14 protein-coding genes are annotated in these 22,661 nt (G+C 70.0%); 8 read left to right on the forward strand and 6 right to left on the reverse strand.

What is annotated here, in order from left to right:
* Nucleotides 1-63 precede the first annotated feature (63 nt).
* Nucleotides 64-2,925 (reverse strand): hsp70 family protein, encoded by a 2,862-nt coding sequence (locus R5W23_RS31830; protein WP_320689857.1) that lies wholly within the window; start codon nt 2,923-2,925, stop codon nt 64-66.
* A gap of 78 nt (nt 2,926-3,003) precedes the next feature.
* On the opposite strand from R5W23_RS31830, the gene R5W23_RS31835 reads away from it, so the two are divergent.
* The 3 genes from R5W23_RS31835 (at nt 3,004) to R5W23_RS31845 (ending at nt 6,535) form a co-directional block, all read left to right on the forward strand.
* Nucleotides 3,004-4,113, forward strand: a complete 1,110-nt coding sequence (locus R5W23_RS31835) for a hydantoinase/oxoprolinase family protein (RefSeq protein ID WP_320689858.1) — start codon at nt 3,004-3,006, stop codon at nt 4,111-4,113.
* Nucleotides 4,110-4,820, forward strand: a complete 711-nt coding sequence (locus tag R5W23_RS31840) for a hypothetical protein (protein WP_320689859.1) — start codon at nt 4,110-4,112, stop codon at nt 4,818-4,820. The genes R5W23_RS31835 and R5W23_RS31840 overlap by 4 nt, the downstream gene beginning before the upstream one ends.
* A gap of 68 nt (nt 4,821-4,888) precedes the next feature.
* Nucleotides 4,889-6,535: an ATP-binding protein gene (locus tag R5W23_RS31845; protein WP_320689860.1), complete on the forward strand. Its 1,647-nt coding sequence runs from the start codon at nt 4,889-4,891 to the stop codon at nt 6,533-6,535.
* A gap of 84 nt (nt 6,536-6,619) precedes the next feature.
* Here R5W23_RS31845 and R5W23_RS31850 read toward each other — a convergent pair whose 3' ends face one another.
* The 3 genes from R5W23_RS31850 to R5W23_RS31860 form a co-directional block, all read right to left on the reverse strand.
* Nucleotides 6,620-8,089 carry a WD40 repeat domain-containing protein gene (locus R5W23_RS31850; protein WP_320689861.1) on the reverse strand — a complete coding sequence of 490 codons (1,470 nt, stop codon included), beginning with the start codon at nt 8,087-8,089 and terminating at the stop codon, nt 6,620-6,622.
* 132 nt (nt 8,090-8,221) lie between these two features.
* Complete coding sequence (rsmH, locus tag R5W23_RS31855; RefSeq protein WP_261189461.1) at nt 8,222-9,247, reverse strand: 16S rRNA (cytosine(1402)-N(4))-methyltransferase RsmH; 1,026 nt, start codon at nt 9,245-9,247, stop codon at nt 8,222-8,224.
* Between the two features lie 195 nt (nt 9,248-9,442).
* The gene (locus tag R5W23_RS31860) at nt 9,443-10,264 is read right to left on the reverse strand and encodes a DUF1559 family PulG-like putative transporter (protein ID WP_320689862.1); all 822 of its coding nucleotides are present in this window, start codon (nt 10,262-10,264) and stop codon (nt 9,443-9,445) included.
* A gap of 88 nt (nt 10,265-10,352) precedes the next feature.
* Between R5W23_RS31860 and R5W23_RS31865 the strand changes: the two genes are divergently transcribed.
* Both R5W23_RS31865 and R5W23_RS31870 read left to right on the forward strand, forming a co-directional pair.
* Complete coding sequence (locus tag R5W23_RS31865; protein ID WP_320689863.1) at nt 10,353-11,831, forward strand: serine hydrolase; 1,479 nt, start codon at nt 10,353-10,355, stop codon at nt 11,829-11,831.
* A 229-nt stretch (nt 11,832-12,060) separates the two neighbouring features.
* Nucleotides 12,061-13,089, forward strand: coding sequence for an NPCBM/NEW2 domain-containing protein (locus R5W23_RS31870; protein ID WP_320689864.1), 1,029 nt, complete (start codon nt 12,061-12,063; stop codon nt 13,087-13,089).
* Nucleotides 13,090-13,319: 230 nt separating this feature from the next.
* Here the strand turns inward: R5W23_RS31870 and R5W23_RS31875 are convergent, their stop codons facing one another.
* Nucleotides 13,320-15,059, reverse strand: coding sequence for a BBP7 family outer membrane beta-barrel protein (locus tag R5W23_RS31875; protein ID WP_320689865.1), 1,740 nt, complete (start codon nt 15,057-15,059; stop codon nt 13,320-13,322).
* Nucleotides 15,060-15,372: 313 nt separating this feature from the next.
* Here R5W23_RS31875 and R5W23_RS31880 point away from each other — a divergent pair, with 313 nt between their 5' ends.
* Nucleotides 15,373-15,765 carry a PEP-CTERM sorting domain-containing protein gene (locus R5W23_RS31880; RefSeq protein ID WP_261190660.1) on the forward strand — a complete coding sequence of 131 codons (393 nt, stop codon included), beginning with the start codon at nt 15,373-15,375 and terminating at the stop codon, nt 15,763-15,765.
* A gap of 113 nt (nt 15,766-15,878) precedes the next feature.
* Here R5W23_RS31880 and R5W23_RS31885 read toward each other — a convergent pair whose 3' ends face one another.
* Nucleotides 15,879-16,763, reverse strand: a complete 885-nt coding sequence (locus R5W23_RS31885; RefSeq protein WP_320689866.1) for an XrtA system polysaccharide deacetylase — start codon at nt 16,761-16,763, stop codon at nt 15,879-15,881.
* A gap of 549 nt (nt 16,764-17,312) precedes the next feature.
* On the opposite strand from R5W23_RS31885, the gene R5W23_RS31890 reads away from it, so the two are divergent.
* Both R5W23_RS31890 and R5W23_RS31895 read left to right on the forward strand, forming a co-directional pair.
* Nucleotides 17,313-18,077 (forward strand): hypothetical protein, encoded by a 765-nt coding sequence (locus R5W23_RS31890; RefSeq protein WP_261190662.1) that lies wholly within the window; start codon nt 17,313-17,315, stop codon nt 18,075-18,077.
* A gap of 155 nt (nt 18,078-18,232) precedes the next feature.
* Nucleotides 18,233-22,645 carry a tetratricopeptide repeat protein gene (locus R5W23_RS31895; protein ID WP_320689867.1) on the forward strand — a complete coding sequence of 1,471 codons (4,413 nt, stop codon included), beginning with the start codon at nt 18,233-18,235 and terminating at the stop codon, nt 22,643-22,645.
* The last annotated feature ends 16 nt before the right edge of the window (nt 22,646-22,661 follow it).

Raw genomic sequence — 22,661 nt, forward strand, 5'->3', positions numbered from 1 at the left:
CGCCGGCGGTTCGACGGTAATTTGTCGAACCGCCGGCGTCAGCGGGCGGGTGGCACCTCAGCATCACCCTCGCGACAGCCGCAGCCCGATCGGGAGGCTCTCGCCGAACAGCCGCGACGCCTCCTCGCCCTCGGCCGCGACGACCTCGTCCACCATCCGCGGCCACGCCGCCGGGCACGGGTGCGCCCGCAGCGCGTCCAGCACGCGCTGGCGCGTCGATTCGCTGACATCGACGGCGCGCAGCCCGCTCCGGCGGGCGAGCTGGGACAGGCAGAACAGCCAGGCGTTTTTCTCGCTCTCGTTGCCCGGCGCGAACGGCAGCAGTTCGTCGATCCACTGCTCAACTATCTCAGGGTGGACCACCGAATTCAACGGGCCGTAGAACGGGACCCGCGCGCCCAGGCGGGTCAGCGCCCAGAACGCGTAGGTCGGCACGGGCGCCTTCTTGCAGTCGCGCAGCGCCGCAGCGCCGAGCGTCTCGCGGGTCTTCGCGTCGAGCCGTTCGAGGCTGGCGGCGGCGCGCCACATTTCGGCGTACTCGTTGGCCGGCGGGCGCGAGAACGCTTTGCCCTTTACGGGCAACAGGGTCGGTTTGAGCCGCGAGAACAGTGCCTGCTGGAGCGCGGCGTTCAGCCCGCCGCTCACACGGCGCCACATGATCCAGTAATCGGCCCCGCCCTCGGGCACGGTGGCCTTCTTCGCGCCTCCGGCGGCCTGGCCGCTCGCCGCGGCGGTGATGAGCTTCCAGAGCGCCTCAACGCGGTAGCGGTCCACCGGGTCGCCGAACCCGGGGCGGAGCGCGAACCCGGTGAGGTTGTACCACCGCGACAGGTGCCCCGGGGACTTCGACCGGCCCCCGGCGGCCGGTTCGAGGAACTCCCACAGCCGCCGGCACAGCCCGGTGGGCCAGTCGCCGCGCGGCGATTCGAGGGCCGCTTCGATCAGTTTGGGCAGGTCGGACGTGGACGGCGCGTCGGCCGGCGCGGGGTCACCGAACGTGGCGGAAACCAGCCCGCCGGCGGCCTGCACCTTCTCTTCGGGGAACACGTCGATCACCGCGCCGGCGGCGTCGGCCTCGGCGTCCTCCTTGGTGGGCTCACGGAGCACGTCGCGGACGTTGAACTCCAGCCGCCACCGGTTCCCTTCCTTCGTTTCGCAGTACAGCTCCAGCGTCCCGATTTCGGTACACTTGGCCGCGAGCGTGACCGGCACCCGCTTGGCGCCGGCCCGCTTCCCGCCGCGCAGGATGGTGTGCAGCGGGGGGAGCCGCATCAGCGACTCTTCGGCGAGGCGCAGCACCTGCCCCGGCCTGTCGTCGCCGCGCACGGTGGAGGTGAAGAGGGGGAACAGCACCGGCTCGCCGAGTGCCAGTTCCAGCACCGGCTCGGGCATCTTCACCTCTTCGCCTTCCTGCATACGCCGCGGCACCACGCACAGCACCGGGACGCCCGGCGCGGCTCCGCCGTCCGCCTCCACCGCCACGTAGTACGACCGCGGGATGCCGCCCCCGATGCGGCGCCCGCCCGAGTGCTTGAGCCACGCGAAGTACGCCGCGCCCCACGCCACCGCCAGGTCCAACGACGGACTGGTGAGCACGAGCGGGTCCCATTTAGTGGGGGAACCTCCCGCGGGTTGCCCCGTGCCCCCTCCCGTCCTACCTCCGCTCCGCTCGAACCACGGGCGCATCACCTCGACCACCCGCTGGCGCAGCACCTCGGGCTGGAACACGCCCCCGTTGAACAGGATCGCGTCCACGCTCGCACCGCTTCCGTCCTGCAACTGCTGGCGCAGGAACGCCGCCAGGTGGCGCGAAACGGCCGGATCGCTCACATAGGGGAGCCCCATCTCCTGAAGGCCGGTGCGCGGCCCCTTCGCGGGGTCGGCGTCGAACGGCGCGTTCGGGAAGAACCCGTCGAACAGGGCGGCGGCTACGTCCTGGGCGGTGATGTTGATCGACACCGTTCCGCCGACGACACTGCGCCCCTTACCTACAACCGTAACCGGGTAGCTGGGAGGCGGGGGATCGGCGAGCAGCGCTTCCTTCGCGATCCGGCACGCCTGGACGAGCGCGCCGAACTGTGCGGCGTCGAGGCGCCCGCCGGGGAGCTTCGCCTCCACCGCCTTCGCCAGCGCGAGGTCCATGTTGTCGCCGCCGAGCAGCAGGTGGTCGCCCACCGCATCGCGGATGAACGTGAGCTCACCCTGCTCCTCGCCAGCGCGGATCAGGCTGAAGTCCGACGTACCGCCGCCCACGTCCACGACGAGGCACCGCATCCCGGGCTTCAGCATCCCGGCTTCCTGGGGCGAGTGGGTGCCGAGCCACGCGTAAAACGCCGCCTGCGGCTCTTCCAGCAGTGTGACGTGCTTCAACCCGGCCTGTTTGGCCGCCTCCGCGGTGAGGTTCCGGGCCACGTCGTCGAACGACGCGGGCACGGTCACCACGACCGTTTGCTCTTCGAGCTTGTCTTCGGGCTTGCGGTTGGGCGCCGCGTTCCACGCCTCGACGATGTGCTTGAGGTACTTCGCGCTCACTTCCAGCGGGGAGAGCCGGGGCACGTCCGGCGGCCCCGCCCACGGCAGCAGCGGCGCGGTGCGATCGACCCCCGGGTGACACAGCCACGACTTCGCGCTGGAGATCTGCCGTCCGGGGACCTTCGCCCCGTGGTTGCGGGCGAAGAGGCCCGCCGTATCGGGCGGCCCCTTCTTCCAGGGGAGGTCGATCGCACCGGGGGCGAGGTCGTGCGGCCCCGGGATGTACAGGAACGACGGCAGCAGGTCGCGGTTCTGCACCTGACCGGCCGCGACCACCTGGGGCACGTGGAACGTGTTGAGCCGCGGTCCGCCGGCGGCCCGGCTCGCGGTGTCCACGTAGGCCACCGCGATGTTCGTGGTGCCGAGATCGATTCCGACGAGGTAGCGTCCCATAGTCAGTCGCAAGTCGTAAAGTCGCAAGTCGTAGGGTCGAAGGCGAGGGCGGAAGTCGGGTCCGGGTGGACGCACAACTTGCGACTGGACGGCCTTCGGCGGTATCGTGACCGCATGGCAACAACAATCTTAGGGCTGGACATCGGCGGCGCAAACCTGAAGGCGGCGACGCACGACAAGCGCGCGGTTTCGGTGCCGTTCCCGCTGTGGAAGCAACCGGACAAGTTGCCGGCCGCTCTCGCGGACCTGGTCGCCAAATTTCCCGACGCCGACGAGTTGGCCGTCACGATGACCGGCGAGCTGTGCGACTGCTTCGAGACGAAGCGCGACGGCGTCCACGCGATCATTAAAGCCGTGCGGTTCGCGAGCGCGGCCCGGCCGATCCGCGTCTGGAGCACCGACGGCGTGTTTCTCAACAGCGAGGAGGCGAAAGCCCACCACATGAAGGTGGCCGCGGCGAACTGGCACGCGCTCGCGACCTTCGCGGGCCAGTATGTACCCGAGGGACGTGCGATTCTCGTCGATGTCGGTTCCACCACCACCGACATTATTCCGATCCTCGACGGCAAACCGGTACCACACGGGCTGACCGATTACGACCGGCTGTTCAGCCGTGAGCTGGTCTACACCGGGGTGCGCAGGACGCCGGTGTGTGCGATCAAGCCGTGGCTGACCGCCGCCGAGCTGTTCGCCACCACGCTCGACGTGTATCTGACGCTCGGCCTGATTCCCGAGAACCCTGATGACCGCGACACCGCCGATGGACGCCCGGCAACTCGAAAACACGCTCACGCCCGGCTCGCCCGAATGTACTGCGCTGATGTAACCGAGTTGCCGGAAGAGAATATTCGTTTGCTGGCCGAAGGAGTTCGTGACGAACAGGTGGCACAGCTACGCGGTGTGATAGGCGCGGTCCGGAGACGGCTTCATGACATACCGACGGACCAAAGCCCATCGTTGTTGGAGCGCCTCGTGCGGCGGCGCTCCAACAACGATGAACGCTCTGGCACGTCCCTTGACGGTGAACAAAAAAAGTACGAAACCGTCGTCTCTGGGGCCGGCGAGTTCCTCGCCCGACAAGCGGCCGGCGACCGGCTCCTCTCCCTGAACGACCAACTCGGCTCCGAGGTATCCGCTTGCGCCCCGGCCTATGCGGTCGCTGTACTGGCGACGGAGCGTCCGGCATGATCGTTGTAAAGGTCGGCGGGAGCCTGTACGATCACCCCGCGCTCGGGCCGGCGCTGCGCGCGTTCGTGGAATCGCTCCAACCCGCGGAAGTGTTGTTCGTACCCGGCGGCGGTGAAGTCGCGGACGCCGTGCGCGCCCTCGATCGGACGCACGCGCTGGGAGAAGAGGCCGCGCACTGGGTCGCGCTGCGGGCGCTGAGTGTGACCGCGGCGTTCCTGGAGCGGATCGTAGGCAGACCTACCCCCCCCGGCCCCCCCTCCCTGAAGGGAAGGGGGGAGAATTCACGAATCGCGTCCTGCGCGTCGGATATGCGATCCGGTTCCGAGGTGCTTTTCTCCCCCCTTCCCTTCCCGCCGGCCCGCGGAAGCTTTGCTGACAGGGCCGGCGAGCGCGGCGAGGGGGGGCCGGGGGGGGTAGGTCCCCGTGTCCTCGACTGTTACACCTTCGCCCGCGAAGACGAGTCCCGCCCCGGCGCGCTGCCGCACACCTGGGACGTCACCACCGACTCGATTGCCGCTCGGGCCGCGCGGGTGTTCGGCGCCGAGCGGCTGGTGCTGCTCAAATCGGTCGACGTTCCGGCCGGAAGCTCCTGGGAAGACGCTGCCGCGAACGGCTGGGTGGACGCGCACTTCCCGGGGATCGCGGCCCTTTTGCGCTGCCCGGTGGAAGCCGTTAACTTCCGCGCAAAACTCGACGCCCATGCTTGAACGGGTGGCGTGTTCTATGCTTGGCACGAATTAGCCGTTCGTTCGCCTTGCAGGAACTCACAAGCGCCATGCGGTTCATCATCGCCAACGAGTTCTACCAGCAGATGATCTCCACCCCGGGTCACACCCCGGACTGCTACGTCCGGCCGGGCGAGTACCTGCACCACATGTACATCGACGGGGTCAAGTACGCGGTGGCGCCCGCGGTGCTCGACTGCCTCGCCGCGGCCGAGGAGAAGGGCGACCAGGAGGCCGTCGCGCACCTGAAGCTCCACAAGCTGCACTACGAGGCCCTGCTCGCGGACGCCGAGCGCACCGGCACCCTCACGGAGGACGTGACGCTGCTCGGGGACGCGCCGCCCACCGACGAGGAGGCGCTCCCGGCGACCGGCAACGCGTACGCCCCGCGCGTCCCGGCCAAGTGGGAAGACCTGGGGCTCGAGCTGCCGTACCTGTTCGAGATGGCGCTGCGCACCATCTACACGCGCGGGCACGTCACGGGCGGCGAACTGGCCAACGCGATGGCGGTCCCGTTCGCCATCATCAACCCGGTGTTCCAGGCGATGCGCAAGCAGTCGCTGATCGACATCGTGGCCCAGCGCGGCAACAGCGGCGACGCCAGCTTCGTGTACGCGATCAAGCCCCCCAAGGGCGAAGACGCGCTCCGCGACGCGCTCGACAAGACCACCTACGTCGGCCCCGCCCCGGTTCCGTTCGCCGACTACGTCGAGTCCGTGATGGCCCAGACCATCAAGCGGCTCGTCGTGACGCGCCGCAGCATCCGCCGGGCGTTCGAGGACCTCATCATCACCGACGAGGCGTTCAACGAGATCGGCCCCGCCATCAACTCGGCGCAGAGCATCTTCTTCTTCGGGTACCCCGGCAACGGGAAGACCAGCGTGGCCGAGCGCATCACCCGGCTCATGGGCGACGCGATCTACATCCCCCACGCGGTCGAGGCGAACGGCCAGGTCATCAAGCTGTTCGACCCGATCCAGCACACCCCGGTCCAGGACGCCGACCAGCAGGACGTGACCGAAACCATCCTGAAGCGGGGCACCCTGTTCGACCAGCGGTTCATCCGGGTGAAGCGGCCGACGATCGTGGTGGGCGGCGAGCTCACGATGCCGATGCTGGACCTGAAGTACAACGAGGTGGGCAAGTACTACGAGGCTCCGCTCCAGATGAAGGCCAACGGCGGCATCTTCATGATCGACGACTTCGGGCGCCAGCAGGTGCGGGCGATGGACCTGCTGAACCGCTGGATCGTGCCGCTGGAAAAGAAGTACGACTACCTCAACACGGTCAACGGGACCAAGATCGAGGTGCCGTTCGACCAACTGCTCATCTTCAGCACGAACCTGGACCCGCACCAGCTCGCCGACGAGGCGTTCCTGCGGCGCATCAAGTTCAAGATCGAGATCCGCGACCCGGACGAGGCGCAGTACCGCCGCATCTGGGAGCTGGTGTGCAAGGGGCGGCGCGTGGAGTTCGACCCGCGCGGCGTCGATTACTTGGTTCAGAAGTGGTACAAGCCGACGAGCCGGCCGTTCCGGATGTGCCAACCGCGCGACATCCTGGACCAGATGATGAGCATCGCGAAGTACAACATGGAGCGGGTCAACTTCAGCCCGGACCTCATCGACGCCGCCTGCGCGACCTACTTCATCAGCGACCACAAGAAGGACTTCGGCGCGAAGGTGCGGATGGACTAACGCCCGGCGCCCCCCCAAGGGTTCAACCGCGAAGGCCCTCGCGCCGGTGTCCGCCCCCGGGATCGAACGGCAAACGGAAGGGGCTCACGCTCCGGCGGCGCGGAGCACGTGCGGCCACGGCCACACCGCGACCGTCGAGCCGTGGTCCGGGTGCCCGGTGCTGTACGACACCGCGACCGCCGAGCCGTCCGGCGCGAACTCGGCCTGCCCCCCGCGCCACGCGTGGTCCTCGAGCACCGCCCGCACGAACCCGAGCGACTTGCCGTTCGACACGTCCCAGAACCCGACCCAGCCGCTCTCGGTTTCCGCAGTTACCGCGTGCGCCCCGTCGATGCTGTACGCCAGCGCCGTCGGCTGGTGCCAGTCCGGCACCTTCAGTTCCACCACCGGGCCGCCCGCCAGCGGCACGTGCCGCACGAGCACGCGGTGCGGGTTGTACGACTGGCGCCGCACCAGTGCGGCCGAGCCGTCGGCCGTCAGGGCGAACTCGGTGGACGGCGCGTACCCGCCCGGCTGGTCGCCGAACGCCCCCGCCCGGATCGGGACCGCTTTGCCGCGGGCCACGTCCAGCTCCCGCAACTCGCCGGTAAACGTGAGGCCGATGAGCCGCTTCCCGTCGGGCGTGTACCGCAGCGAGCTGACCCCCTCGACCGCCGGGCTCCGCTCGTACTGCGGCCGGTCGGCGGTGAGGTCGGCGGTCAGCGCCTGCTGGTAAGCGACCAGCGTCAGCCGGGTCGCGTTCGGGGCTAGCGCGACCCGCCCCCACACCTGGCGCGACCGCAGCACGTGTTCCAAGTCTGCCGTGCCGTCGTCCCACCGGTAGATGCCCCCGTCGTGCAGCGCCACCACGGGGCCGCCCATGCCCGACGCGATCGCCGAGATGTGATTGCTCAGCCGCTTGCGCCCGGTCACCTCGCTCCCGTCGGCGCGGGACACGGTGCGGAACGCACCGGACAGGCCCTGACCGAGCAGCCCGCGCCCGTCGGTCGTGAACCCGAACCGCGTCAGGTTCGCACTCCACCCGGCGAACTGCCCGAACCCGCCGGCCGGCCGCCCGCCGTCCGAAAGCTGGTCGAAGCACGGGCCGCAGGTGTCCCCCATCCACCCGAGCGACTCCGGCGTACCGATCGCCCCGCACCGGCACGCCGCAACGTATCGCTCGCCGTCGTCTCGCGCGCCTCGCACGCCGAGCACCGCCTCGGGGTACACGTGCCACCACGGCGGGAGGACACGGAGCTGTGTCTCGCTCCGGGTGCGCGAGTACCGCGACCGCGTTCGGCCGATCACCCGCACGTGCTTGCGCCCGGCCGGGTCGGTCCACCAGCAGGCGATCACCTCCGGCACCGCCCGCCCGCCCTTACACGACCGTCGCCGCCCGGCCGGACCGCCGCTCCGGAGCACGTCCTGGGAAAACCGCCCCCAGAACGCCGAGTCCCGCGACATCCGGTTATCCTGGTACCGGTTGTCGCGGTTCGCGGCCCGCATCGCCCGGCCGAGCGCGCCCGCCAGCGCCCCCTCGTCGGGGTCGATCAAGCGCTTATCAAAGATCGACACGGCGTGTCCTCCCGCTGTCGCGCCCGGCGCCATGATATCCGAACGGGAGGGTCCCGCTGCGCCGGTTGTGCCCTTGCGCGAAACAAACGCTCCGCACCCCGGACCACGGACAGCGAAAGTGCAAAAAGTGTGTCAGCCCGCCGGTTCGGCATCAGGAGGGGCTTCTGCCCGGCGAGCGACGCGGAGCTTCGCGGACCGCGCCCGCGGGTTCGCGCGGCGCTCCTCGAAGGTGGGCCGGATCGCGTCGGGGCTGACGGAACTGTAAACGCCGGCACGCAACCCGTCACGGAACGCGGCCTTCACGAGCCGGTCCTCGCCGCTGTGGAACGATATGATCGCGGCCACCCCGCCGGGTTTCAAAATCGTCGGCAGCACGCGCAGGAGCTGCTGAAGGCTCGCCAGCTCGCGGTTGGTAAGGATGCGGAGCGCCTGGAACACCCGCGTCACCGGTGCGAGCAACTGTTTGCGCTCGGGCGGCGCCCCGGGCGCGCGGTCGACCCGCACGGGGGCGGCGGCCTCAATCAGGGCGCGCAACTGCTTCGTGCGCTCGACGGGCGCCGCCTGCCGCTCGCGCACGACCGCATCGGCAATGGCCCCGGCCTGGGGCTCGTCGCCGAGTTCGGAGAAGCAGGCCGCCAGTTCGTCGCGCGAGAGCGTGGCCAGGAGCTGCGCCGCGGTGCGCCCGCGGGTGCGGTCCATCCGCATGTCGAGCGGCCCGTCCCGCATGAACGAGAACCCGCGGTCGCGGTCGTCCACCTGCATGCTCGACATGCCGAGGTCCGCGAGCACCCCGTCCACCGCGGCCACCCCTTCGATCGCCAGCACCGTCGGGAGCCCCGCGAAGTTCGTGTGGTGCAGACCGAACAGCCCGCCGGCCTCTTCGAGCTTGGGGCGCGCGGGTTCGATGTTCCCCATGTCGAGGTCGGTGGCGATCAGCAGGCCGTCGGGCGCGACCCGGCGGAGCAGTTCGAGCGAGTGCCCCGCGAACCCGAGCGTGCAGTCGACGACCGTCTGACCCGGGCGCGGGTCGAGTGCGGCCAGCACTTCGGCGAGCAGGACCGGGACGTGCGCCCCCTCGGCGGTGGAGCGCCGGACGCGCTTCCGCCAGAACGGACGTTTCTTCTTTTTCTTCGGCGGCTCAGGTTGCTCGTCTAACATGAGGAGAATTGTACGGGGCCGGCCCACATTTCCGGAATGCGGTGGCGACCTCGTTCGGCCCTCTTCACCCCGGTCGCCCGGAGCGTGGGCCGCCAGACGTCCTGACGAGTGGTGCGAAAACCGGCCCGCATTCTCGGTCTCGCACCGGTTCGGTAGGGCCGTTACCGCCCGAACGAGCGGTTACAGGGGGAGGGCTCAATCAATCATCATCGGATCAGTATCTTTCCCGGCAATGGTACTCAACCCGAACAGCACCTTCGGCTCGACGGCCGATGTGAACGTGCGGACGCTGCCGTCGCACATCGCGAAGTTCGCAGTACCCGAGAAGTACCCGCCGAACTGCCCACCGGTCCCCACAAGCGGCAGGGCGCCCGGGGCGTCGTCCAGCCCGCGCACCGTCGAGGGGCCGCCGCGGAGCCACGGACCGACTTCGTTCCGCGTCTCCCCGAACAGCAGCGTCTGGCTGGTCCCGTCCGTGATCCGCTCGAACGGCGTCGGCGTGTCGTACCGCATGGCGCCCGCCCGCGGCGCGTCGAGCGGGAGCGTTGCCGCGTTGGCCCCCAACCCGCCGATGCCAACGTAGGATGTCACCGCCGCCGCACCCGGCGGCACCTCGGGCGCGTTCTCGGGGCACAGCAGCATCGGGATCGGCACGCGCCCGGCGGCCTGGTTGGGCTCGAAGCTCCACGGCTTCGTGGTGTCGAGCGCGGCGAGCAGTCGGGCCGAATCCACTTTGCGCTGGTCGAGCACCGGGAGCATGGTCACGACCCAACTGAGCCGCTCCTCCGGCGGCACGCCGGGCACCACGACCGTGCCCGCGGGCACCTCCGTGAACCCCTTCGCGGGGGCGCGCTGGGGGCTCGTGGGGCGCGCGGCGAACAGGCTCAGCTCGCGCAAGTTGTTCTGCGACGCCGCGACGTTCGCCTGGTGCCGCGCCTTCGCGATGAACGGCAGCAGCACCGCCGCTACAAAAACAACCAGCAGCACCGCACCGATGATGGTGACCCGACGAGCCATCGCACTCCCCCGCGCCCCCGTGCCCACACTCACTGGTGTACGTCCGGCGCGACCGATCGGTGCGGTCCTGTTCCACACGAGCACTCTCATGCACTGGCTCCTCACGGCCGCCGCGCTCCCGCTGCTCCTTGCGCCGGTGCGGGCGGCCGACCCCACGCCGGAAGCCGTCGACGCGCTCGCGGGCGACGCGCTCAAGGCGTTCCGGGCGCCCGGGGCCGCGGTCGTGGTGCTGCGCGGCGACCAAACGCTGGTCCTGAAGGGGTACGGCCGCCGCGCGGTCGGGCGCGACGAGCCGGTCACGCCGGACACGGTGTTCCCGCTCGCGTCCTGCACGAAGCAGTTCACGACCGCCCTCCTGGCGGCGCTCGTGGACGACGGCAAGCTCGGCTGGGACGACCCGGTGAACAAGCACCTCCCCGGGTTCAAGCTTTCCGACCCGAACGCCACCGCCCTGCTGACCGTCCGCGACCTCGTCACCCACCGCACCGGGCTGGGCAACCACGACCTCCTCTGGTACCGCGCCCCGTGGAGCATCGACCACATGCTGAAGCAGGTGCCGCGGCTGCCCCTCGATTACCCGTTCCGCAGCGGGTACCGGTACAACAGCCTCACGTTCATGGCCGCCGGCCGGGTCGCGGAGGCGTGCGGTCAGAAGACGTGGCCGGCCCTCGTCCGCGAGCGGCTCGCCGAGCCCCTCGGCATGAAGGGCGTCGCGTTCACCACCGCAGAGATCCCGAACGATGCGGACCGCGCGCACGGGCACCGGTTGAACAAGGCCGGAAAGGTGGAGGCCGCGCCGGTGTACGAGATGCGCGAGCCGAACCCGTCCGGGTCGCTCCACGCGACCGCCCGCGATCTGGCCGCGTGGCTGGAGTTCCAGCTCTCCGACGGCGTCGCGCCCAGCGGCACGCGGCTCGTCTCCTCAAAGCCGTTGCTCGAGACGCGCACGCCCCAAAACCTCATGCGCCTGGAGGGGCCGGCAAAGGCCCTGTTCCCGGACACGGTGCAGGTGAGCTACGCGATGGGCTGGGTGGTCAGCGACTACCGCGGCCTGAAGGTGGTCGCCCACGGCGGGCTGATCGACGGGTTCCGGGTGCAGCTCACGCTCGTGCCGGAGCGCCAGCTCGGCTTCGCGGTGCTGTGCAACATGCACGACTCGCGGCTGCCGGTCGCGGTGACCAACGCGCTGATCGACCGGTACTGCGACCTGAAGCCGAAGGACTGGAACGCGTACTACGCGCGATTGGCCGAGGAGGAGGCGGACGCGAAGAGCGCGGCCCTGGCGGCCCGCGACCGCGCCCGCGACCCGTCCGCGAAGCCGGCGCTGCCGCTCGCGAGCTACGCGGGCGCGTACTCCCATCCGGCCTACGGCCCCGCAACCGTGACCCACGCCGGCGGCGCCCTGACGGCGAAATTCAGCAGCTTCTCGCTGCCGCTCGAACACTTCGAGCGCGACACGTTCCGCATCACCGGGGCGTTCTTCGAGAGCGATCTGGTACGGTTCGGCGTGGGCGACGGAAAGGCCACATCGCTGGCGCTCGCCGGCATCGAGTTCAAGCGGAAATGACGCCGATGCACCCCGCATCAGAGGACCGGATCGGTTCGACCGAACCCGCCCGTGGCGGACCGAATCCCTACCACTGGTCCGCACGGCTCGCGGCCCGCTTTGTCACGACGCGCGTCAGTAAATGGCCCACTCCCCCAATGCGGAGCGCGGGCTGAGCGAATCTGGACCGGAACGACCGCGCCGCTATACTTGGTGCGGAAAGAATCTTATTGGCACCCAACGGTGAGCCATGCCCAGGCCCTACGAACGCGAGTACAGCGATCTCGGTAAAAAGCGCCGCCGGTCCAACACCTTCCACCTCCCCGCCGGAATTCCCGCGTGGCTCCCGGCCGTCATCTGGCTCGGCGGCGCGGTGCTCCCGCTGGCGTTCCTCCTGATCGCGGCCGTGGCCAGCGGAACCCGGCCGGTGCTGATGCCGCTCGCCATCGCCACCGGCCTGCTCAGCTTCACGGCCGGGTGGGTGTGGCTGATGATCGTTGCTGCTTCTGACGGATTTGGAACGCTTTTGATGTTTATGTTTATTCCCCTTTACGGATTGTATTATATAACAAACAACATCGAGCAAACGGTCCGGCCGCTGTCCCTGTACATTCTCGGAATTGTCGTGGTTGCGGCCGCGGGGTTCGTCCCCGGCCCGCCCCCCAAGCCACTGCCCCCGCCCGAGCAGGTACAGACGGCGCCGCGCAACGGCCCGGCGCCCGCCGATCCGCCCGGGGTGAAACCGCCGGAGCCGAAGCCGGCGCCGAAAAAAGGCCCACCGCCCACCGTCGTCGTGCCGAAGCCGCCGTTCGACGTGGACCCGAAGGCGAAGGACGCCGGTCCCAAAGCGTACCTCGCGTCGCTGACGCCGTTCGACTACCAGGCCGGCCCGTGGAAGCTCGGGGTCGGGGTGCGCGGTGACGACCTCAAAACGCCGATCCGGGTCAAAAGCCAGGAGTACCGGTACGGGCTCTCGACGCACCCGCCGGGAAGAGGCGCGTGCCGGGTCAGCTTCGTGCCCGGGCGCGAGTTCAAGCGGTTCAAGGGGTGGGTCGGGATCGGCGACAGCGTCGGCAAGTTGCACGCCCCGGTCGTGTTCGCGGTGTACGGCGACGGCCGCCAGTTGTGGGAGTCGGCCGGGGTCGGCGCGCCCGGAGACACGGCCGGGTTCGACATCGACGTGACCGACGTGAAGGTGCTCACGCTGGAGGCGCGCATGCAGAGCGGGTTCAACCACCTGGCCCACGCCTCCTGGCTCGACCCGTGGCTGGAGCGCTGACCGGCGCCCGTTCACAGTTGCCCGCTCCAGACAGATTGCGAAGACGGGCGCCCGCTTACTGACGGAACGCGCCAGAGCGTGACTCAGAGGTGCAGTACGATCGCCGGCTGGGGCGACTGCACAAACACCCGTACTTCATCTCGGCCACGCGTAACCCCGATCCGTCAACGGTGCGGGCCGGCAACCCACAAGGGATTGCCGGCCCGCACCGTTGACGGATCGGGGTACGGTCACCAGCGGTACATGAGACCGAAGCTGATGCCCTGGACGAAGTACCCGCTGGTGTTAAACTGCGGGACCGGGCGGACCGTATTGGTGAGTGGCGCCCCCGTGCCCGGCGGCAACAGGTTCGGCACCCGGGCCGCGTCCAGACGCATGTCAATGGCGTCACCCGGCCGCAGCGCGCTGCTCAGGTACAGGAAGTTGTACCCGACGAACAGCTTCATCCTCTCCGTCGCCTGCCAGCCCAGGTTCAGGCCCACCTCCGGCACCACCGCGAACTTGTCCCGGCTGAACTTGCCGATGTTCGCCCCGGGCACCGCCAGCAGGCCGCCCGGGGTGACCGTCGTGGTCTGGTCCGGGAAGTTCAGCGTCTGTGAGCCGTTGATCTCGGCCGTCTGGCGCACCGTACCGAACGCCACCGTGGCCCGCGGGTCGAGCGACCACCGCCCCCGCGTGAACGTGCCCGCGATCCCGATCTGACCGCCGTGGAACCGGTTCGTCGTGCGGAACGAGTCGGTGATCGTGCCCGAAATGGCCGGCACGCCGATGGCCGGGTCCGAATCCGGGGTGCGCACGAACCGCTCGGTGATCGTGAGTTCCTCGCGCAGGTCCAAGAACCGGTAGCCGGCGAGGAGATCGAGCCGCATGTTCGGCCCGCTGGTCAGGTACCGCCGGTAGTTCACCTCCGCGCCCCACACGGTGTTCTTCAGCGTCACCAGCACGCTGCCGTTGGCCACGCCGGGGCGGGCGACGATCTCGGACGACTGCCCGAGGCCCACGGTCGGCGCGGTGGTCGGGTTGATGTTGAAGAACGGCCGCGCCAGGAGCGGGTTCTGGGCCGTGGTCGTGAAGAACGACGTGGTCGCCGGCGCCACCCAGAACAGCCGGGCGTCCACCCCGCGGCACTCGCCGTCCCCGAACCAGTACCCGGCCCCGACCCGCCCGCCGGTGTGGTACGTGTCGCCGAACGACCCGCCCAGCAGCACCCGCGTGTCGCCCTGGCCGATGATGCCCAGCGCGGCCGGGCTGCTGGTGGTCACCAGCGGCGGCACCACCGTGCCCCGGTTCCACCACATGAGCAGCTCGGCGCTCACCCAGCCCCGGCGGACGCTCGCGACCCGGTCCAGCCCGGTGAGCGGCGCGTCCGTGTACAGCGGGTCCTCGACTTCCACCGGACACCCGGCCCCGCCGTCCGGCAGGACCGACGGCACGAAGGTCGTCCCATCGGGAACCCGGCCGGTCGGGTCGCGCGACTCGGTGACGCTCGGCGGCCCCCCGCCCGGCGCCACTCGCGGCGAGCCGAGCGGGGCGGGCTGCGCGCCGGTCACCGGGAACCCCACCATCCCTCCGGGCACCGGCCCACTCGTGACGGGATACCCGGCCGGCCCTCCCGTAACGGGGTAACCGACCGGGCCGCTCGTAACGGGGTACCCAATCGGCCCTCCCGTCGCTGGAACGCCGGTGACCGGGAAGCCGACCGGCGGGGCACCCGTTACCGAACCGCCGACGACCGGCGTAGCCGGTGCGGGGGAGCCAAAGGTCCCCGGCGCGTAGCTCACGGTCCCGCGGGGCGCCCCGCCACGGAGCAGGCCCGTTTGCGTAACCTCTGTGGGTTGTGAGTCCGGGAGCGCGCTGGGCCGCCCTAGTGAAGCGGCACGCGGCGCGCCGGTTCGCGGCTGTTGAGCGAGGGCCGGGGGGGCGAACACGCCCAGCGCGACCCCCAGCCCGCCGAGCAGAATGCGGCGCATGTGAAGCGGTCCTCCTGACACGCCGGCCGGGCGATCTCCTACCGCCCGAGTTACGTCACGTCGTTTCCTTCCTTCGACCCGCGGTCGGCACCGCCCCGACCCGCGGCCCCCCGGCCGGCCCAACTTCTGAGGGCGGGCGCCCGCACCGGCGGCGCGTCGGGCGCGGGCGCCACTCTCGGCAAGGCCGGCACAACTGCGCGAGCCGCGCACGCAGGGGCGAAATGTTCAAGCGGGGCACCTGCGGCGGTCGAAGAAATAAGCGCGTGACCGCGTAAGACACGTGATCCAGAGCAATGCGTCAAGGAGGGCAATCGTGACGACTCGCCGCACGCGTCTCAAGAAGGGTTTGAAGAAGCTGGTCCCGGTGATGACTGTGACGTTCACCGCGGCCCCGTTCGCCGTGTGGGTTCAGCCGGCCCACGCGTTCTTCCCGCCCGTGATCACCAGCCCGCCGCCGGTCGTTGTGGTGCCGCCCACGCTCCCGCCGCCGGTGATCGTGGACCCGCCGGTCAGCCCGCCGCCGTTCGTGCCGCCGCCCCCGCCGCCGGTGGTGGTGCCGCCGGTCGTCCCGCCGGTGGTGGTGCCGCCGGTGTGCCCCCCGCCGCCCCCGTGCGGGGTGCCGGAACCTGCGACCCTCGTAAGCGGTCTGATCGGACTGGCTGCGGCTGCGGGCTACGGACTGCGTCGTACTGGGGAGAAGAAATAAAGGCGGGCGGCAAGGTGACCGAAGAAGCAAAATCGCGAGAGAGGGAGCGGCGTATCCGCCTCCCTCTCTCGCTCATGTGTGCATAGCAGTTACGTGCGTGAGATTTGGCCGCGCTACCCGGCGACACGGAACCGCGCGAGTGACGCGCCGCTCTCCCGGATCGCGCGCACGGCGTCGATCGCGCGAGTGAACGGGAAGGCCCGCAAGAGGCTCGCCAGCCGGGCGGTCGTGCGCTCCACCCCGACATACGTCCGCCAGCGTGACAGGCGCTTCAGCGGGAGCCGCGGTTGCCCGGGATCGAACTCCCACGGGTGGAAATACAACATACCCACGTTCGGCCCTTCGGCCCGCGCGGCCTGCCGCAACCCGGCCCGCATCACCGCGAGCGGGAACAATCGGAAGTACCCCCCGCCCGCGACCGGAAGGTTCATGCCACCCATACGATAGGTCAGCGGCGGCAGTTCCAGAATCTCCCCCGCCGCGCCCTGCGCGATGAACGGCACCCGGGGCGCGTCCGGCACCCCGTAGCGGTCGTGACGCACCGGGAAAATGGAACTGTCGTACTCGAACCCACAGTCCACGAGCGCGTCGACCGCCCAGCCGGTTTCACGCATCACACTGAAGGTCGGCGCGCGGAACCCGAGCACCGGAGCACCGGTCACCTGCTCCAGTGCGTCCTTGCTGGTTCGCAGGTCTTCACGGAGGCTCGCGGGGGTGAACCGGTGGACCCGCCGGTGGTCCCAACTGTGTGACCCCACCTCGTGACCGGCCGCGTGAATGTCCCGCACCAGTTCCGGGTGCGACCGGGCGATCTCACCGACCACGAAGAACGTTGCCAGAACCCGAGCCTCGGCGAGCTGGGCGAGGAGCCGCCGTGTCGCGGCCTCCATGCGTGTCGCGTAGTCGGCCCGGAGCTCTGCGGAGCAGTTCAGCTCCGCCGCGGCCTCGATCCGGTAATGCTCCTCGATGTCGAAACTCGCGACGTTGGCCGCACTCACTCTCCAGCCCCCCCCCTTGAACCCGTTTCGCCAAGTACCGCCCGAGCTCTCCGGAAAGATAGCATCGGCCCGCCGGCGGACTCAAGTCGGCCGCGGCCAGGACCCGAGTGTTAACTTTTGGAAACGCCGCCGTTCGCCCGGCTGTTCAGGTGTGGAAATGAACTCGGTGGGCAAGATTTCACGCGCCGTCACTGTACTACCAGAAACGACGTGCGAAACACCATCCGGAACAGTAGTTGCGTTCACCAACGCCGGCGATTTCTGATTTTGCAAATTTGACGTTGCGTTCGCCACGCGAAATCGCGATTCTGCCGGGAATCGGGTTGACACTGAAGGGGGCATCCCGCTTTCCTAATGTGGTAGACCCGCGGACGGCCGCGAGAGTCCCAACGCCGGGCGCCCCCTCAACGCCCGTCCCGGTTCGATCGAAGGCGAACGCGGCCGGTCGCACGGCTCCGTCCCCCCTCCCGGTAAGGTGGGGTGGCTCGAGGTCCGGGCAAGTGCTATCGCTCGTTCCGCCTAACCGCTTCCAGACAGGAGCACACCGTCATGTTTCTGCGCCAGTTCCGTTGGACCATCGCGAGCTTGGCGGTTGTCGCCGCAATTGCCGCCTCACCGGCCGAATCGAAGGCCGGCGTGCAGATCCTCGTTGAAGAGATCAATAACGGGTCCGTCGTCGGCTCCCAATACGCAACCCTATCCGGGTCCGGGATTACGACCTTCAACGGCACCGCGTTCACCAACGTGCTCGTCACGGTCAGCTCGAACAGCGCGGCCGGCAGCCCGATCGCCTCGCTGACCCCCTCGTTCAGCGGCCAGTTGACTAACAAATTCAACGCCGCTCTGGACCAGTTGCGGATCACCGTGACCGACGACGGGTTCACCCCGAACGGCAACCTGGGCACGCTGCGGGTCGAAACCAGCGGCTCCACGGGGTTCGCGAGCGGGACGGAAGCCGTGTCCAGCACGACGCGGCTCTACAACCCGAACGCGGGCTCCCAGGTGCCGGCGAGCAGCATGACCCAGCTCGCCAACGGGCAGACGGTTGCCGGCCCGATCAACCTGACCACCCCGAACGGCATCAAGGTCACCGGCGAGAGCGCGGTCAACGGCTTGGTCAGCCCGTTCGCGATCCAGCAGACCCTGACCGTGTCGTTCAGCGGCGACATCCCGGCGGGCGCGACGTTCGGCGCCACCGGCGGCGCGAGCGTCACCGCGGCGGCGGCCGTTCCGGCCCCGGGCGGCCTCGTCCTGGCCTGCTTCGCGCTGCCGCTGATCGGCCTCCGCCGCGCCTTCCGCAAGCGGGCCGAGTGACCGCCGGGCGGCGCGGTTCCAGGTCGAGATAAAATGTGCTACTTTGGACGGGGGTAACGGTTGTTACCCCCGTCCGCGTTTTTCGGGGCCGACAACGCGCCCGCGCGAGCCCTCCCCGCCCGCGCCGACCCGGCCTGCTCCGCCAGAGGTGAACTGTGCGTCGAACCTTGTACTGGAAGCGGCTCCTGATCGTCGTGACGGCGCTACTCATGTGCGGCGGGGCGACGTTCGCCCTCCACCGGGTCCAGCTCCGCAGCCAGGTGACCGTTTACAAGGAAGCCGCCGAGCGGGCCGAAGCCGGGATCGACGGCGACCCCAAGAAGCGCGGCGAGGTCCTCGACCTGTACGCGAAGTACCTCAAGTTCCGACCCGCCGACGAGGGGGCGTACCAGAAGTTCGCGGCCCTCCTGTTCGCACAGGCGCAAGCCGACCCGGCCGCCGCCCCGCGCGCCGTCGCGGGGGTGGAAGGGTTCTTGCGGGCGTTCCCGGCACACCCGGAGGAGCGGCGCCAACTGGCAGAGATTTACGCCAAGAGCGGGCGGCACATGAACGCCCGCCAGCACATCGACATGCTGATCAGCGCCCTCGACGGCACGGCCGACGATGTCGCCACGCGCGAACTGGCCGCCGACTGCGACTGGGCGCTCGGGAAGAAGCCGGAGGCGATCGCGCACCTCCGGAAGGCCATTGCCACGAAGAAGGCCCCGGTGCGGGTGTACAAGCGAGCACTGGAGCTGACCCACCAGTACACGGCCGACCCGCAGCGCGAAACGAACCTGAGCGACCTGCTCCGGGCGCTACGCGAAGAGGAGCGGTTCCGCAACGACCCGGAAGCGTGCATCGCCGCCGCCCGGTTCAAGCTGTTCCTCGGCTGGAACGACGCACGGGCCAACGCCGAGTACGCGCTGCACACCATCCCCGGCGGGGAGGAGAACCCGGACGCCCTGTTCGCGATGGCCGAGATCGAGATCGCCGAGCTCAAAGCCGCCAGCGACGCGACCGCGAAGCTCAAAGAGATCGAATCCCTGCTCCGGCGGGCGCGCGACCGCGACCCGAAGAACATCGCCGTCGGCTCGCTGCTGTGCGACATCCTGGTCCGCCAGGGGAAGCGGGACGAGGGGCTCGAGGTGCTCCGCGCCACCGCGAAGCTGCTGGACCCGAAAGAGTACGACTACGTGATGGTCGCCGACCGGCTCATCGACCTGGGGGAGGCGGAGGATTCCGGCCGGATGACGGACGTGATCGCCGCCGACGAGGCCCGCAAGGCGGTGGTCCCGTACCTCCGCGGGCGGCTGGCGGCGCTCAAGAAAGACTGGAGCACCGCCCTGCGGCTGCTCGAAGAGGCCCGGCCGAGCATCGCCCGGGCGCCCGCGCTCAACAAGAAGCTTCTGGTCGCGCTGGCCGCGTGCTACGCGGCCGTGCTGAACCCCGACAAGCAACTCGAGCACTGCCGCGCGGTGCTGGCAACGGAACCGGACTACCCGCCGGCCGTCGTCGGCGAGGCGGAGGCGCTGGCCAAGCTGAACCGGGTCGGCGAGGCGCTGCCCCGGTACCGGCGGATCGTGAACGGCTACCGGCTGGGCGAGTACCGCACGGAACTGGTGCGGCTCGAACTGTACCACGTGCTGGCCCAGCCGGGCGCGACCGGGGAGCGCAACTGGGACCGGTTCAACGAGGCGGTGAAGCCGGTGCCGGTCGCGGAGCGGCCCGCGGAGATGCAGGTGCTGTGCTCGGACGCACTGGCCGCGCAGGGCAAGACCGACCAGGGGGCCGAAGAGCTGCGCCTGTGGATCGACAAGAACCCGAAGAGCCCGAAAGCGAACGCGGCGTTCGTGGCGCTGGCCCGGCTCAACACCGGGGGCACCGCGGAGTCGGCCCTGGCGGTGCTCGAAGAGGCCAAGACCAAGTTCGGCGACTCGGTGGACCTGCGGCTGGCCCAGGCCGGGCTGCTGGTCGCCCGCAACCGGGCGCCCGAGCCGGACAAGTTCAAGGCGCTGGCCGACGGCCCGCCGGGAATCGCCCGCCCGGACCAGTTCCGGCTGTGGTACGGCCTGGGGCAGGCGGTCGGGCGGGTGGCCGACCTGCAACCCGACGGGGCGCAAGCCCAGGGGCTCCGCGAGGTCGCGCTGAAGCTCCTGCGCGACGCCGCCGACCTGATGCCGGACGACCTGGGCTGCCGCACGGTGCTGCTCGACAACGCCATCGCGGCCGGGCGCGCGGACTTGGTCAAGCAAGCGCTCGGCGAGATCGAGACGATCGAGGGCGGCGGCGGCCCGTACGCCGCGATCGGCCGGATCGCGGTCGAGCTGCCGCAGGTGAAGAAGATGACCGACAAGCCGGCCCGGGACGCCGCCGCCGCCCGGCTCCGCGAGCTGGGCCGCCGCGCCCAGGTCGCCCGCCCCGGCTGGGGGCGCGCGTACGTGGCCCTGGCCGAGCTAGACTACATGCAGGGGCTCAACGACGCGGCCCTGGATAACTACCGGAAGGCGATCGACAACGGGGAGCGCCAGGAGTTCGTCATCCGCCGGACGATCGAGCTGTTCCGGGTGAAGAAGCAGGACGACCTGGCGGTCGGGGTGCTCAACAAGCTGCGCACGGAGATCCGTCTGCCCGACGACCTGGAGCGGTATCGCGCGATCCGCGACCTGCTGGCCGCCCCGGAGGTGCCCCGCAACTCGAGGGCGACCGTGGACGGCATCGCTCCGGCCGACAGCAAGGACCACCGGCTCCAGTTGCTCCGCGGCGCGCTGCTGGCCACGATCCGCGAGGACGCCGGCGCCCTGACCGCGTTCGGCCGGGCGGTGGAGCTGAACGACCGGTCGCCGGAAACGTGGGGCTCCCTGGTGTCCCAGCTCGTGCGGACCGGGGACCTGCCCGGCGCGAAGCAGGCGGTGGCCCAGGCCGAGGTGAAGCTCGCGACGGCACCGGCGGCGACGCCCGAGGCGCGCGCCGAACTGCGGGTCGCCTTGGGCGGGTTGCACGAAATGGTTGGCGACCGGAAAGCCGCGCTCGAGCACTTCGAGGCCGCCGTCGCCGCCGCCCCGCTCGACCTGAACGCCACCCGCCAGTTGATCCAGTTCCACCAGCGCACCGGCCAGTCGGCGACCGCCGACCGGCTCCTCGCCGCCGCCAAGGACTCGCCCGCCCAGGACACGGCCCGCTGGGCCAGACGGCACCTTGCCCTCACCACGATCGCGCGGCCGAACGCATACGTTGTGCGGAACGAGGCGCTGGCGCTCGTGGAGCGGAACCTGAAGGACGCGCCCAAGGACCCCGAAGACCTGAAGGCCCGGGCGGTCATCTGGACGGTGGACCCGGCGACCCGCGGGGCGGGCATCAAAGTGCTGAAGGAGCACGGCGACCAGGGCGACCTGACGCCGGACGAGTGCTACCTGCTGGGGCGGCTCGCGTTCGACGTGGGCGAGTACGCCGAAGCCGAGGACCACTTCAAGCGGGCGGCCCGCATCCGCCCCGGGGTGACCGCCGAACACATCGCGGCCCTGGTGCGCGTGCAGGTGGCCCTTTCCCCGCTCGGCCAGTTGGCGCGCGCCGAGGCGACGCTGGACCGGCTCAAGATCAACAACCCCGGGAGCTGGGAGGCGACCCGTGAGGAGGCGCGGCTGCTGCACCGCAAGAGCCGCGACGCCGCCACCACCGCGGACACGGTCGAGGCGAAAAAGCTGATCGAAAAGGCACGCGAGGTACTCAAGAGCTTCAAGGGCTGGGACGAGCCGGACGTGATCGCGTCTCGCACCGGCCCGCTGTTCGAGGAGATCGGGCTGCCGGACGAGGCCGAGGCGCTGTACAAGAAGGTGGCGTCCGGCACGGCCCCCGACGCCCACCAGCCGCTGGCGATCCTCTACATCCGCCAGAAGCAGCCCCAGCAGGCCATCGCCCTGGCGTTCGAGCGCGAGCGGAAGGCCCCGGTCCTGCTGACCGCGCAGCTCCTGACCGGCGCCGTGCGCACCAAGCGCCCCGACGCCGCGACGGAAGCGAAGGTCGAGAAGTGGCTCGACGAGGCGCTGGCCAAGTCCGCGGCCGACCCGGAACTGGAAGCGGCGCTGATCGGGGCCAAGGCCGAACTGGCGGACGCCCGGGGCGAGTACGCGACCGCGATCCGGGAGTACGAACGGTCGGCCGCGAAGCTCGCCCGGACCCGCGACCCGAAGGGCCGCAAAGACGTGATCACCAACAACCTGTGCATGCTGCTCGCGCTGCACCAGCCGGCCCGAGCCGACGAGGCGGTGAACCTGATGTCGGAACTGATCGCGATCCGCGGCCCGGTCCCGGCGTTCCTCGACACCCGGGCGGTGGCGTACTTGGTGAGCAGCCGCCCCGAACTGGCGATCAAGGACCTGGAAATGGCGCTGACCCAGTACGACCGGGCGGCGTACCACTTCCACCTCGCGTGGGCCTACGACCAGAACGTGCTCGCGGTCCAGCGGACCCGGGCCGTCGATGAGGTGGACGCGGCCCGGCGCCTGGGGCTCACCGCCGACGACCTGCACGCGATCGAGTTCAAGAAGTACGAGCAACTCCAGGCCAAGTACCCGCCGCGGCTGAAGTGACCAACCCGGCCCCGGG

The sequence above is a fragment of the Gemmata algarum genome (assembly GCF_034097035.1).
In the GTDB taxonomy this organism is placed as follows: domain Bacteria; phylum Planctomycetota; class Planctomycetia; order Gemmatales; family Gemmataceae; genus Gemmata; species Gemmata algarum.